The organism is Shewanella sp. 10N.286.51.B8, from assembly GCF_041469325.1.
Taxonomy (GTDB): Bacteria; Pseudomonadota; Gammaproteobacteria; order Enterobacterales; family Shewanellaceae; genus Shewanella.
In genome coordinates this window covers 14210-28674 of the sequence record NZ_JBFRKG010000018.1, presented here as the reverse complement: position 1 = coordinate 28674, position 14465 = coordinate 14210, and the positions used below count along the sequence as shown (strand labels likewise).

Here is a 14465-nt window from a genome sequence, read left to right as displayed (position 1 = left end):
GCTAAACCAGACTTAAAAATGATGTTGAGTCTAAACAAGTTAATATTTTAAATTAGGGATAATTATGTCACGACCTCAATTCTGGCGGAGCGCTTGCGCTACTGCCGTATCACTTATGCTCACCCCAACGTTTTTAACGCAGACCGCTTTTGCTGCCGACCCCGAAGTCGAACGCATTGAAGTTACTGGTACTCATATTAAACGGACCGATCTCGAAGGGGCTTCACCAATGACGGTGTTAAGCGCTGAAGATATTGCCCGTTCTGGCGCTCAAGATATTTCACAACTGCTCAGTAAACTCCCGGTATCGGGTAGTGGTACTTTTTCTACCCAAGGTAACAACTCAGATGACACTGCTAATGGTGGCGCAGCTGTGTCACTTCGTGGTCTTGGCGCTGATGCCACCTTGGTGTTATTAAACGGTCGCCGTATTGCGGTATCGTCGTTTGCAAAATCAATTGATACTGCCTTTGTTGATATAAATTCAATTCCGATTTCTGCAGTTAAGCGAATTGATATCGTTAAAGACGGCGCTTCTGCAACCTATGGTTCAGATGCGATTGCTGGTGTGATAAACATCATCATGAAAAAAGATTTCGAAGGCTTTGAGGTTAACGGCAAGATTGCTGAAACCGTTGAAGATGGCGGTGGTCAGCAAGCTGGCTCTATTTTGTGGGGCACGGAAGCGGCGAATGGAAAGTCTCATACCACAGTAATTTTTGATTATTTTAAAGAGCGTGAAACCTTATTTGCCGATCGTGATTATTCACGTTCAGCAGATCAAACTGCAAATGGCGGTAGCGACTTTAGATCGTCTGCGGGTAACCCTGGTTCATACATTCCTGCAACCATTGGTATGGATGGCTCAATTACCCCTAAATCAGACTTGTTTGGCTGGAGCCCTGATGTAAATTGTCCCGCTGATAGTGTTAAAGGCAGTTACTGCCGCTATGATTACGCGCCAGAAATGACCTCAGTGCCAGAGTCGAGCCGCATGGGCTTATCAGTATTTCAAAACTATGAATTTAATGATGATTTAAGTCTATTTGCTGAGCTTATGTATCAGCATAATGAAAGTGTGATTAAAGGCGCTGCCAGCCCATCTTTTGGTGAGTTTTACATGCTCAACGATAATCCACTGTTTGCTAGTGGCGCAGCTATTAATCCGTTTCCTGGTGAAGACTTGACCATGCGTCGGCGTTTAACTGAAACTGGGCCGCGACAAAAATCATCAGAATCAGATAGCGCCCGTGTGGTGTTAGGCTTAAATGGTATGTTGTCTGACTGGGAATGGGAATTAGCTTACACCTATTCTTATAACCGTAACCTTGAATTTGGTGAGCAAGGCTTTGTGTGGACGCCACGTTTACAAGAGGCCATAAACTCAGGCGCGTTTAACCCGTTAGCGACGACCCAGCAAGGCACTGTGATTGACGATATCAGTGTTAATACCACCCGAAGTGGTAAATCAACCACCAATGCTTTCGACGGTAAAATCAGTGGCGACTTAATGGATATGCCTGCGGGCAGTTTAGCCATGGCGGTCGGTTTTGAGTACCGTGAAGAGTCATTGTCAGATAATCCTGATGAGCTGTTTAAGCGTGGTGAAATTTTTGGTACTGAAGCCACAGAAGCTGCAGGTGAACGCGATCAAACTTCATTATTTATTGAGTTAGCGGTACCGATTTTTGAGCGTTTAGAAGCGCAATTAGCGCTGCGTTATGAAGATTACAGCGACTTTGGTGATACCACTAACCCTAAAATAGCACTGCGTTATACCCCGCTTGATAACCTCACATTGCGCGCCAGTTGGGGCGAAGCGTTTAGAGCGCCATCACTGGTGCAATTAGGTTTAGGTCCATCTCAGGAGTCACCTGGTTTAGTGGATACCACACGTTGTCCATTAACGGGCTTAGAAGAAGATTGTACTGCCCAAGAGCGTACGGTGATATTTTCTGGTAACCCTAATTTACAACCTGAAGAGTCGACCTCATATAACGTGGGCGGTGTTTGGGAAATCACTGATGGTTTAAGTGTCGGGGTGGATTACTGGAATTACGATCAAGATGGTTTGATCACCTCTGATACCCAATACTTAGTCGATACCCAAGGTGATAATGCCAATGTGGTTAAGCGTGAACCTTCATCGACTAATGTTCCCGGGCGCATTATTGAAATTTATGACCAATTTGGCAACTTAGGTAGTCAATCTACAGACGGTGTCGATTTTGATGTCAAATATGTATTGAATACCGACTCTGCTGGTGAGTTTGGCTTTAGCTATAACCTGACTTGGGTCAATAGCTTTGATCAAGTACGTGAAGACGGTTCAACGCGTGAGTTAGCTGGCGAGTACCAACATCCCGAATATCGCTGGATTGGTGGTATGGATTGGGGTTATACCGACTGGCAAACCAGCGCACGCTTAAACTACATTGGTGAATACACTGATAATGTTGATGCAGGCGCCACAGGTCAAATTGATTCAATGCTTACTTTGGATTTAAATGTCACTTATATTGGCTTTGACCATTGGTCACTGACTGTGGGTGCTAATAACGTGTTTAATGAAGAACCACCATTTAGTGCTGCTGACTTCATGGGTTACGATCAAGCAACTCATTCAGCCATCGGCGCCTTATGGTACGGTAAAGTTAGCTACCAGTTTTAATTAAACTAGGCTAATGTTTACAGCATGAATACCAAGCGGCGCAAGCCGCTTTTTTATGGCAGTTATTAGCTTACTTTATCAAACAGGGACAGATTATGATTACTTTGTATGGCACGCCCCAAAGTCGCGCATTACGCGTGTCTTGGCTATTAGAAGAGCTGGGCATTGAGTGGCAGTTTTCCTTTGTGGATTTTTCAAAAGGAGATAACCGCGCTGAAGCCTATTTGGCCTTAAATCCCAGTGGTAAAATGCCCGTGATTACGGATGGTGAGCTGGTGTTAACTGAGTCAGCCGCTATTTTACAATATTTGGCTGAAAAGTACGGTAATGGCCGATTTTTACCTATGCCTGGCAGCGCAGCGTCAGCAAAACATCATCAATGGGTCAGTTTTATTATTTGTGAATTAGAGCAGCCTTTATGGAGTATGGGTAAGCACCGCTTTGCTTTACCAGATGAGCAGCGTTTAGATGCCATGTTGCCAGTGGCAAAGTTTGAGTTTAATCGTGCTGCGGCTATTGCTGAATTATGGGTACCAGAATCAGGCTATCTTTGTGGCAGCGAGTTAACCATTGCTGATATTTTATTGGCGCAAACGTTATTGTGGGCCACTATGTTTGAGCAAACCATTCCGCCTAAACTCACCGCTTATCGTGACCGTTTACAACAAAGCCCGAGCTTAGCGGCAGCACTTAAAAAGTCAGCAGCGGCCAAAGCGGCGGCCCAAAGTGAGTAACACTTGATCGAATTGATTGAGTGAGTGTGATGTCACTATCGCTACACCGATAAAACTGACACTAAAAGTCAGCAATAAAAAGGGAAGCCAGAGGCTTCCCATTTTAATGTCATAAAGTGCTCGCTTAAGGGCTTACAGCTGAGCTGCAGCCCATTTTGCGCGGCTCTCACGGCTTTCACTCATGCCCTTGTCAGCACGGAATGATTTGTAGCTTTCCACTTCTAAGGCCACTAAGCTGACTTCAACATCAAGTACGATTTGGCACTCTTTTTTGATGCGCCACGCCGCAGTATTATAAAGCTCAGTGTAAGGCAGTGAGCTTAAAAACTCAGGATTGTACTGAGTGTAAATAGCTTGAGTTGGGTAAACCACAAAGGCTAAACGGCGCTTAGGTTCAGTTTTAAATAACGCTTCGATACCGTCAGTGGTGTTAAGCACTTGCATCTCAATGGTGTCTTCAATTTCAAGCAATTTCTTTTGTGCAACCACAGGCGCTTCAGTTTCACCTGCTTCCCAAGCAATCACCGCTTCAGGAGTGGTTTTAGTTAACTCAGCAATTTGCTCAACCGTTAACCCTAAAGATAACCGTAAACACTGCATTTCAATTGCGTTTAAGTTGTTTGATTTAGCCATGATGTTTCCTAATTTTCTAATACTGTAACGGTATGGGTTTACTGTGTACGTTGATGATGTTAGCTGGTCAAACTTAGGCTATTTTCGTTTCAGCCAAATGTCTTGGATCCAGTCCCACAATGATTCCCACATAATGTCGACCATGCGACCTTTATAGAAGTGACGCACATTGCCTTCTTGGTCGATACAATAAAAGTTATCGCCTTGCTGGCAGATAGCAATATATTCTCTTGGCATGCCGATAGACCAGGCATAGCTGGTCACTTCAGGTAAATAAGTGTGTGAATACGGATCTGATGCCGTGACCATTTCAATGGAGCCATAAATGACATCACTGGCAAATAATAAGTATTCTTTTAAATCATTTGGCAGTGAAATTAAAATTTGTTCTTCCACTTCTACCAGTTGCTCGAATGTCGGTAATTCGAGTGGTACTGGTACCGTTTCACTCAAGTCTTGTAGCATTTCAATGATGTCATTCATCAGTGTATCCAGTCATCGGGCAATAATGGCGGGAGTATAGCCTGAATGGCGCTTTTAACCAATTCAGATTTTATTTTAGGCAAAAAAAAGCACCTTTTAAAAAGGTGCCAAGGGGAGGTAAATAACAAGGGGTACAGGGGCGAACGTTAAACGAGTTAGTGCTTTATTTGAGAGTTTATGCCGCTTGCAGTTCTGCCAAACTCTGACGTTTATAGCTTAACCACGCTTTGTGATACAGCTTGTGTGAAGTTTGACGCAGTTTCACCATTTGCATTAATTCAAGCTCACTGACGGGTCTATGTTGGCGTTGAGCTTGTAATTCGATGTGTTGAATTTGCTCGTAGACATGGTGCTCTGGGCCGCTTTTAATTTCAGCAATCTTATTAAGGTGTAATTGCACTTCAGCAACCATTTGGCTTTGAGGCAGTTTAACCAGCAGGTTTAAATCACGGTAACCAGATGCTTTAGGAGTGGCAAAGCGGTTCTTAACTTGTACGACTTCAGCGTGTGCGACAATGGCTTTATAAGCGCTCATCAAGCTGGCAACATCATTAGTAACAATGGTTGCTCTGGCAATATCGGTGAGGTAGCTGGCATCACCGTCAAATTTAAGGGCGATTTTTTGCTGGGCTCTTTGGTAGCTTTTTATTTTAGGAATAATCGTGTAAGCCTGATTTTGCTGGCTAATTTTAGTCACTAAATTGCTTAGCTCCGATTGTGCCTCAGGGGCACGCTCAAACAAGGCATCTAAATCATGGTTAAATTGCTGCGGCGCCGCCCCGAGAGTATTTTGTAACGCTAATAGGCTGTCGAGATCGTTACTCACAATTTGCCTAAAGTCGTAAGTGGGCTTTACGGGTTTGGTGTCCACCGTTATGGCAATGGCATTGCGGCTTGTCAGCAACAATAAAAAGATAATAAAGGTTCTAAAAATTCGACTCATTGAGTATTCACCTTAGTTCAATATCTGCGTGAAATTGATGGGGCTAGATTAGCTTTAATTAGCTGAATAACACCTGAATACCATGTCGGTTTATGGTGTGGTTAAAAGCAATGTCTTAACGCTGCGCTCAAGAGGCAATGGATTAGGAATAGGTAGATTTTGCGGGCTAATGCTTTTAAGGCGCACAGTTGTACTTTATGTCGCCAAATAATAAGGGCATCAAATGATGCCCTTATTGATTTTTTACTCAAGCTAATGACTTTAAGTTAATGATTACCAGATTTTTACTCGCTCATCAGCGGCGATAAACATCTTGTCACCTTCTTTTACGCCATAAGTCTGGTAAAACTCAGGCATATTAGACAGTGCGCCTAATGCACGGAAGTGACCTGGTGAATGCGGATCAGTAGCAACGCGGTTACGCAATGCTTCTTCTTTCATTTTTACTCGCCAAATTTGGCTAAAGCCCATAAAGAAGCGCTCATCACCCGTTAAGCCGTCAATGACCGGTGCTTCTTCACCGTTCAATGACATTTTGTAGGCTTTATAAGCGATGGTTACACCAGATAAGTCACCGATGTTCTCACCTAAAGTTAGCTCACCATTAACGTGTAAATCATCAAATACTTGATAACCATTGTACTGAGTTATTAATGCTTTACCCTTAGCGGTAAAGGCTTTTAAATCAGCTTCAGTCCACCAATCACGCATGTTACCTTCGCCATCAAATTTAGCGCCTTGATCATCAAACCCGTGGCCCATTTCGTGGCCAATGACTGCACCAATGCCGCCGTAGTTTACCGCGTCATCAGCTTCAAGGTTGAAAAATGGTGGCTGTAAAATAGCTGCAGGGAAGACAATCTCGTTCATGGTTGGATTGTAATAAGCATTAACGGTTTGCGGCGTCATGTGCCACTCGCCTTTATCAATTGGCTGACCAAGTTTTGCGATATCTTTGTTATGAGAAACAACCGCAGAACGTTTAATGTTGCCGTGTAAATCATTGGCTGCAATAGTGAGTTTGCTGTAGTCTTCCCACTTATCAGGGTAACCAATTTTAGGATTGAATTTAGCCAGCTTATCTTTAGCTGCAACTTTAGTGTCTTCGCTCATCCAATCCAATGATTCGATGCTAGTGCCGTAAGCGCCACGTAAATTTTCAACCAATTGGCTCATACGGGTTTTTGCTTCTGGTACAAAGTGACGTTTTACATACACTTTACCGACAACTTCACCCAAGGTGCCACTGACTGTGCTTACGCCGCGCTTCCAGCGAGGTTGTTGCTCTTCTTGGCCGTTAAGTGTTTTTGAGAAAAACTCGAAGTTTTCATTATCAAGCGCTTCAGATAAGTGACTCGCATTATGAGTGAGTGCCATCCAGGTCATGTAGGTTTTCCAAGTATTAAGATCATTGTCTTTAATTACTTGGTTCATGCCTTCAATAAAGCTTGGTTGGTTAATGATGATGTCAGACTGCTTATCACCACCAAGGGCTGCTAAATAGCCATCCCAGTTAATGTCTGGTGCTAAGGTCGCTAAATCTTTAACTTGATAAAGATTATAAGTTTTAGTGCTGTCGCGGGTTTCAACTACATCCCAATGTTGCTCAGCGATAGCGGTTTCTAATGCTAAAACCGTTTGCGCTGCTTGCTTGCCATTTTCAAGGCCGGCAAGGTCAAACATCTTCTCGATATGCTCAAGGTATTTGCTACGAATATTAACGAAGCGCTCTTCTTCATTGAAGTAGTAATCTTTTTCAGGAAGGCTAAGACCATATTGCCAAATATGGGTGGCGTAACGGCTTGAATCTTTAGCATCAACATTGACATAAAACGCTAATGGTGTGCCGCCACCATTAACTTGGCTTTCGCCAAAATAGGCGGTTAATTCATTTTTATCTTTTAGCGCGGCAATTTGGGCAAATTCAGCTTGGATTGGGCTAATACCTAATTTATTTAAGGTTTCAACATCCATAAATGAACGGTAAAGATCGGCCACTTTTTGCTCATCAGTACCCATTTTAAGATCTGGGTTTGCACTGACATCTTCGATGATGGCTTTAACGTCGTCACGGGCATTTTCGCGCAAGTCGTAAAAGGCGCCGATATTGGTGCGGTCACCAGGGATTTCCGCGGTGTTTAACCAGCCGCCATTTACGTAGAGGTAAAAATCATCTTGTGGGCGAACTGACTTGTCCATATTGTCAAAGCTAATACCTGAGGTAAGGGCTTTTTCAACGGCAACTGCGGTTTCTGTTTTAGCGACTTCTGGTGCTGCGGATTCAGTGACTGCTTTATCTGAATTGCAGGCACTAAGGCCTGCGATAAGTGAGGCGCAAAGCCCACCGATAACTAGCTTTTTCATGTTGTTTCCCTATGCATTGAAGAGTGAAGCCTTTTTATCGGCCTTAATTTTGAGCTGTTTTTATTGTTCACTGCCTTAAGACAGTTTTATGTGACCAACATGTTAAGTCTTAACAGGGGCACTTAACAAGGGCTAAGGCTAGGCTTTTAGTGATAAATTGAGCATTTATTGACTGTGTTGTGTAACTAAAAATTACCAGAATGTTACAGTGGCCATTTATCGTTTTCTATTTGCTAGCCAACAGCTCATAATAGCGACCAATTAGTTTTCACTTGGTTTTATATATGCGTTTAGACAAATTTATCTGCGAGAGCACCGAGCTGACTCGTTCATTAGCAAAAAGAGTTATCAAGTCAGGTGAAGTGACCTGTAATGGTGACGTGGTTAAAGACGCGAGCTTTAAAGTGAAAGATGATACTGAAGTGTGTATCGAAGGTCGTCAAATTAAGATCGTGGGCGAGCGCTACATCATGATGCACAAGCCTGTTGATACCATTTGCTCAACCATTGATGAAGAATATCAATCGGTGTTGGGATTAATGGATATTGAAAAAGTCGATACCCTGCATATTGCTGGGCGTTTAGATGTGGACACCACAGGTTTGGTGCTGATCACCAGCGATGGCCAGTGGTCACATAAAATCACCTCACCTAAAAAAGATTGCGGTAAACGTTACCTTATCGAAGCTGCTGCATCACTTGATCCTGCATTGGTGGAAACCTTTGCCGAAGGGATCCAATTAAAAAGTGAAGACGGCTTAACTAAACCGGCGCTGCTAGAGATCATTGATGAATACCATGCCAGATTAACTATCAGCGAAGGTAAGTACCATCAAGTGAAGCGTATGTTTGCTGCTGTGGGGAATCGGGTGGTCAATTTACATCGTGAAGCTGTGGGTGAAATTGAACTTGATGCTGATTTAGAAGAAGGCGAATGGCGTTTTCTCACCGATGCTGAAATCGCCTCAATTTAACACTTACGCACTGTTAAAACCAAAAAAGCAGCCTAAGGCTGCTTTTTTAATGGCTCAATAAATCGTGAAGGTGTTATTTGCTAAGAGGGCTATTCACTATAGCCAAACAGTGATTTTACCGTTTCTAAGGTATCATCAATGGTTTTGATACTTGAAGGACAAATAAAGATAGTGTCATCACCAGCAATAGTCCCCAAAATCCCTTCAGGCTTACCTATCGAGTCTAATAATCGGGCAATAAGCTGCGCTGCGCCGGGGCTGGTTCTGACTACGATCATCGCTTGGTTATGATCCACATCCAATACCAAGTTTTTAACAGGGCTGCCTGCTGTTGGCACACCTAACTCAGCGGGTAAACAATATACCATTTCTTGCTTAGCATTACGGGTACGTACTGCACCAAACTTACTTAGCATACGGGAAACTTTTGACTGGTTAATATTGCCAAAACCTTCTGCTTGCAGTGCGATTACGATTTCACTTTGGCTACCAAAGCGCTCTTCCTTTAATATCGACTTAAACGTCTTTACGAGTTCATCCTGATTCTTAGTCGCTGGCATATTTTTTTCGTCTTATAGTAATTTTTAAAAAGAATAGATTTTATTCAAAAAAGTAGCTCATTCTGAATAGATAAACGCATCAAGTCAAGAAATAAGCTAAATTGGTGAATAAAAATTCATTTTAGCTATTACTGGCTAAATTAGTCATTATTTATATACATATCATAGAATAAGGAAATTAGTGTGATCTACTAAGGGATAATTGAAATCCTCGCTGTGATCCAGTAATGTGACGCCACAATAAAACATGATCTGTGTCACAGACCAGACTGAAGTCAATCACTAGAACGTAATTGGAGATCATCATGAAAGTAGCTGTACTTGGTGCTGCTGGCGGTATCGGCCAGGCCTTAGCTTTACTATTAAAAACTCAACTTCCTGCAGGTTCAGAGTTGTCTTTATATGACATCGCTCCTGTTACTCCAGGTGTTGCAGTTGACTTAAGCCACATCCCTACAGATGTAAAAGTGGCTGGTTTTGCTGGTGAAGACCCAACTCCTGCGCTAGTTGGCGCTGATGTTGTTCTTATCTCTGCAGGTGTTGCGCGTAAGCCTGGTATGGATCGCTCAGATCTATTTAATATCAATGCGGGTATCGTAAGAAACCTTATTGAAAAAGTGGCGGCAACTTGCCCTAAAGCATTAATTGGCGTTATCACTAACCCAGTAAATACTACTGTTGCTATTGCGGCTGAAGTACTTAAAAAAGCAGGTGTTTACGATAAGAACCGTTTATTCGGTGTGACGACACTTGATGTTATCCGCTCTGAAACCTTCATCGCTGACCTTAAAGGGCTAAACGTTGCTGATGTAAACATCAACGTTATTGGTGGCCACAGTGGTGTGACTATTCTGCCACTTCTTTCACAAGTTGAAGGCGTAAGCTTTACTGATGAAGAAGTTGCAGCGCTAACAACACGTATCCAGAATGCGGGTACTGAAGTTGTTGAAGCTAAAGCGGGTGGCGGTAGTGCGACTCTGTCTATGGGTCAAGCGGCATGTCGCTTTGGCCTATCATTGGTTCGCGGCCTACAAGGCGAAGCTAACGTGGTTGAATGTGCTTATGTTGATGGCGGCAGTGAACATGCTGACTTCTTCGCACAACCTGTATTACTTGGTAAAAACGGCGTAGAAAAAGTATTACCATACGGCGATGTTAGCGCATTTGAAGCTAATGCCCGTGATGCAATGCTTGATACATTAAACGGCGACATCAAACTTGGTGTTGAGTTCGTTAAGTAAATTTAAGCTTATCAATTATTGATAACTTTATTTACCGATAAAAATGCGAAGCCTTTGGCTTCGCATTTTTGTTGCTGACAGGCTAAAGTTGCTGCAAGGGAAAAAGACCTAAGCCCTTTACCAACTAATCAGTTTTCCTTGCCAATCAATAAAGCTGGCTTGTCCATCGTAGTAAATTCGGTCAATTTCAGCGTTGTCATCTTCACTACTTTCGCTTCCAGCTTCCTTAATTGCGTTATTGATATTCAGTAATTGCGACGCGACAAATTCAGCAGTAAATAATTTTTCAGCGGGAACTTTGGCCTGAAAAGGTTTGGATAATGGGGTGTCTGTGGTGCCGGGATGAAAAGCAATGAGCTTTACGTTTTTGGCACGCCGAGCATATTCAATCGCCGCGGTTTTAATTAGCATGTTTAGCGCAGCTTTTGAAGCGCGATAGCTATACCATCCTCCCAAGCGATTATCACTAATACTGCCTACTCGGGCGCTGAGCACATTAATAATACAGCCCTGTTTACCTGCAACCAGTTTGACTAAATGCTGTAGCCACAGCATAGGGGTAATGGTGTTTGACTCAAACAAAGCCTGCATTGCCTCAGGGTTAACATCTTCTAAGCGCTTTTCAGGGGCTATTGTTTTAAAGGGGAGAGTTTTAGAAACTGTGTTTTCTGAGGCGCTCCCTGTTGCTGCGCCAGTCATTTGATACTGATTGTGCAATCTGCCATTACAAATAAATACCCGAGTAATTTTACCTTTAAACGGCTGCAATTGCTGGCACAGTGTGGCAATGGCGTCTGCTGAATAATCGCAGCTAATATGTTGCTGAGTTATGGGGTTAGTACTTTCATTAGCCAATTTCGTCTCAGCAGTTGCAGATTGGCTGATACTGATGAGGTGCTTTATGTCAGTTGCCGCATCTTGCTTAATCAGTGCTGCAATAATGGCCTTTGCAATCCCAGAAGATGCACCAATGATTAACGCAACTGAGCCTGAATTTGCAGTGAATGATTGGCTCAAGTAAATCTCCTTGGGTTGATGGCTGATTGTAGCTATGGCTTTAAGCAGTTAACTCACTATTTGATGCTACAGCTACCATCTTCACAGCGCTGCTTACCGGTTAACAGGTAGGATAATTTGTAGCGGTGTTTTGCAAAACCAAGATAAGCCACATCGGCTAATGGTTTGATGCAAGGTAAGCGCAATAACTGTACCCATTGATGTTTTCCTGTAAGTGCCCAAGCTTTTGCCGTCACATCCAGTCCCAGTAATATTTCGCCATGGTTGGTTTCTGCATGCAAAATTTTGTTGGCTTTTTCTAAGTCGATATGGGGATACTTTTCGGCAAAACCGTCTTGGTTTAAATCAGCCAGCTCAATTTTGTGCAAGCGGTCATGTTGCTTTAATTGTTGCATTTCATTGCTGCATAAGGGGCAGGCACTGTCGTAAAAAATCCGTAATTCCATCTCGATACCTCTATGGTTAATTACTAAGTTCTAAATTAACTCAATAAGTTACTACAATGAACAATACGTCAAATGTGCTTGTTTAGATCTTTGTTGCTGGCTTATAGTCGCTATTATTGTAAGTTTTTGAATGTTATTATCTAGTTAACTAAAATGTTTCGGAGCAAAAAATGAAGAAGCCCTGTAAATTTTCTTCTTTACTCGTGTTCTCCTTGGTGGCTTTAACCAGTCCCTTTCTCGCGTATTCTACTGCTGCTGAGCAGACTACAACAGCTGCATCATTTGACCCCAGGCCCGTTAAAGTCCTGCAAATTGATGTGGGCAGTGATTTTCGAGAACGATTTTTACCTGGTGAAGTAAAAGCCTCAGAAAAAGCCGCTTTATCTTTTAGGGTTGCTGGTGAAATTGCTGACATTTTTGTGCGCCCCGGCGATGCCGTGGAGCCCGGCCAAGTGCTTGCGCAACTTGATGGCGCTATTTATATACAGCAATTGGCTGTCGCTCAGGCGCAATTTGAATTAGCTAAAGTTCTGTTCGAGCGTAATGCATCTTTGGTTGAGCAAGGGGTGGTTTCGCGTAATGATTACGATCAAACCAAAAGCGATTACACCATTGCCCAAGCCGCATTAGACAAAGCCAAAGCAGATGTGACTTACACCAAATTATTGGCTCCTTACAAAGGCATCATTTCTAAACGCAGCAAGCGTGCTTTTGAATATGTTCAAGCCCAAGAAGAAGTGATGGGAATTCGGATCGAATCAGCCATTGATATTAGTTTTCAGTTACCTGAGCAGTTTATTGGTGCGATTCAAAAAGCCGGTTCAAGCTTTGATAAGATGCAAAACCTTGAGGTGAAGTTTGACAGTCGCGATCGTTGGTATGCTGCCAGTTTAAAAGAGCTCAATACCATTGCCGACTCAACCACAGGTAGTTACACCATCATTTTAACCCTGCCAATGCCTGAGCAACTTAATGTGCTACCGGGGATGTCGGCCCAAGTAAAAGTCAAACTGCCTGCCAGAACCGCTGATGCTCATCCTAAAATTCCTGCTGGTGCTGTGATTACTGAAAATGAAACTGACTTTGTTTTTATCTGGTCTCCAAAGGCGTTAACCCTTGAAAAAGTACCAGTGAAATTAAAAGGCAATCGCTTAATATCTGGCCTTGAAGATGGTGACTGGTTAGTCGTTGCTGGAGCATCTGAGCTTAAAGATGGCCAAGCTGCGGTGCAATGGATTAAAGAGCGAGGCTTATAAATATGAACAGTAATTTTATCTATAGCATGCTTAAAAGTGTTGGCCTGCTGCTGGCGGTTATGACTCTGAGTGGCTGTGACAAAAGCCCCGATATTGAGCCCAATGTTACTAGAGTTACGACTTACGCTTTACCGGTTGTAGATAACTCGGTGATCCGTGAGTTTAATGGTGTTGCTAGAGCGCAAGACTTAACTAACCTTTCTTTTCGTGTTGGCGGCCGTATCGCGCAAATTCCTGCGAGCAAAGGCAAAAAAGTCGAAAAGGGAGATTTACTGGCGATATTAGAAAAAACTGACTTTGAGATTGCTTTAAGCGATCGAAGGGCACGTATGGAGGTTAATTTTAAACAATCTGAACGTGGTAAACAGTTGGTGGCTAAGCAGTTAATGGCGCAATCTGATTATGATCAAATGAATGCCCAGTACTTAGTAGCAAAAGCCGAGGCAAGGCAAGCAGAGCTTAATCTGCAATACACTGAGCTAAGAGCGCCCTTCTCAGGGGTGATCAGTGATGTATTTTTAGAGTCTTTTGAAAACGTGCAGCCGGGCGTGCCAGTGGTAAGTATTCAAAAGATTGAGCGCATCGAAGTGGATGTACAAATTCCTGATATGTTGATTGCGGTGTCAAAGAAGGCTAAGGACAGAAGCGTAGGCGCATTGCTAGAGGTCAGTTTTGAAGCCTTTCCTAATGCCACATTTGATGGCCATTTACTGGAAGTTAACACCGAAAAAGATCCCGCAACTTCAACCTATATAGCCACAATTGCCGTTGACTTAGACCCTAAATATAAAGTGCTTGAAGGTATGCCTGCCAAGGTGAAAGTTGACTTAAGCCACCTTACTTACACCTACAACCGACAGTTCTTGGTGCCTATCGAAGCGGTGATTATGCAAGATGGCAGTGACATTGTAATACAAGACAGTGGTGTTTGGCTGTTTGATAAATCTGATCAATCTATCCAGTATCAGCACGTGACTTTAGGTGTGATCGTCGGCGACAGAATTGAAGTTATCGATGGGCTAAAAGATGGCCAAGTGATTATTCAAACGGGCGCTTCACGTTTAGTGGCTGGTCAAAAAGTACAAGTAGTAGGGGGAGTGTAGGCTGATGATTGTATTGTTAATAAACCCATTACTCACAATC

The 14465-nt window shown here is 43.0% G+C and carries 13 protein-coding genes; 6 read left to right on the top strand and 7 right to left on the bottom strand.

What is annotated here, in order from left to right; genetic code table 11:
• Positions 1 to 64: 64 nt before the first annotated feature.
• Positions 65 to 2671 carry a TonB-dependent receptor plug domain-containing protein gene (locus AB4160_RS08040; RefSeq protein ID WP_372004168.1) on the top strand — a complete coding sequence of 869 codons (2607 nt, stop codon included), beginning with the start codon at positions 65 to 67 and terminating at the stop codon, positions 2669 to 2671.
• Between the two features lie 95 nt (positions 2672 to 2766).
• Positions 2767 to 3405 carry a glutathione S-transferase family protein gene (locus AB4160_RS08035; RefSeq protein ID WP_102438506.1) on the top strand — a complete coding sequence of 213 codons (639 nt, stop codon included), beginning with the start codon at positions 2767 to 2769 and terminating at the stop codon, positions 3403 to 3405.
• A 132-nt stretch (positions 3406 to 3537) separates the two neighbouring features.
• Here the strand turns inward: AB4160_RS08035 and AB4160_RS08030 are convergent, their stop codons facing one another.
• From AB4160_RS08030 to AB4160_RS08015, 4 genes are all read right to left on the bottom strand, one after another.
• A complete protein-coding gene (locus AB4160_RS08030; RefSeq protein WP_102438504.1) occupies positions 3538 to 4038 on the bottom strand; it encodes a DUF4447 family protein in 501 nt (166 codons plus the stop codon).
• A gap of 78 nt (positions 4039 to 4116) precedes the next feature.
• Positions 4117 to 4521, bottom strand: a complete 405-nt coding sequence (locus tag AB4160_RS08025; RefSeq protein ID WP_076539686.1) for an SMI1/KNR4 family protein — start codon at positions 4519 to 4521, stop codon at positions 4117 to 4119.
• Positions 4522 to 4696: 175 nt separating this feature from the next.
• Positions 4697 to 5464, bottom strand: a complete 768-nt coding sequence (locus AB4160_RS08020) for a RelA/SpoT domain-containing protein (RefSeq protein WP_372004166.1) — start codon at positions 5462 to 5464, stop codon at positions 4697 to 4699.
• Between the two features lie 273 nt (positions 5465 to 5737).
• Positions 5738 to 7828: a M13 family metallopeptidase gene (locus tag AB4160_RS08015; protein ID WP_372004164.1), complete on the bottom strand. Its 2091-nt coding sequence runs from the start codon at positions 7826 to 7828 to the stop codon at positions 5738 to 5740.
• A 284-nt stretch (positions 7829 to 8112) separates the two neighbouring features.
• Between AB4160_RS08015 and rsuA the strand changes: the two genes are divergently transcribed.
• Entirely contained in the window at positions 8113 to 8802 is a 690-nt protein-coding gene (rsuA, locus tag AB4160_RS08010) for a 16S rRNA pseudouridine(516) synthase RsuA (RefSeq protein ID WP_102438498.1), read from the top strand.
• A gap of 89 nt (positions 8803 to 8891) precedes the next feature.
• Here the strand turns inward: rsuA and argR are convergent, their stop codons facing one another.
• Entirely contained in the window at positions 8892 to 9362 is a 471-nt protein-coding gene (gene argR, locus AB4160_RS08005) for a transcriptional regulator ArgR (RefSeq protein WP_076539676.1), read from the bottom strand.
• Between the two features lie 305 nt (positions 9363 to 9667).
• Here argR and mdh point away from each other — a divergent pair, with 305 nt between their 5' ends.
• Positions 9668 to 10603, top strand: coding sequence for a malate dehydrogenase (mdh, locus tag AB4160_RS08000; RefSeq protein WP_102438496.1), 936 nt, complete (start codon positions 9668 to 9670; stop codon positions 10601 to 10603).
• A gap of 117 nt (positions 10604 to 10720) precedes the next feature.
• On the opposite strand, the gene AB4160_RS07995 is transcribed toward mdh, so the two are convergent.
• Positions 10721 to 11620 (bottom strand): SDR family NAD(P)-dependent oxidoreductase, encoded by a 900-nt coding sequence (locus tag AB4160_RS07995; protein WP_303502804.1) that lies wholly within the window; start codon positions 11618 to 11620, stop codon positions 10721 to 10723.
• A gap of 56 nt (positions 11621 to 11676) precedes the next feature.
• Positions 11677 to 12066: a thiol-disulfide oxidoreductase DCC family protein gene (locus AB4160_RS07990; protein WP_102438492.1), complete on the bottom strand. Its 390-nt coding sequence runs from the start codon at positions 12064 to 12066 to the stop codon at positions 11677 to 11679.
• 170 nt (positions 12067 to 12236) lie between these two features.
• On the opposite strand from AB4160_RS07990, the gene AB4160_RS07985 reads away from it, so the two are divergent.
• Entirely contained in the window at positions 12237 to 13322 is a 1086-nt protein-coding gene (locus tag AB4160_RS07985) for an efflux RND transporter periplasmic adaptor subunit (protein ID WP_102531729.1), read from the top strand.
• A 2-nt stretch (positions 13323 to 13324) separates the two neighbouring features.
• Positions 13325 to 14425: an efflux RND transporter periplasmic adaptor subunit gene (locus AB4160_RS07980; protein WP_241903521.1), complete on the top strand. Its 1101-nt coding sequence runs from the start codon at positions 13325 to 13327 to the stop codon at positions 14423 to 14425.
• Positions 14426 to 14465 lie beyond the last annotated feature (40 nt).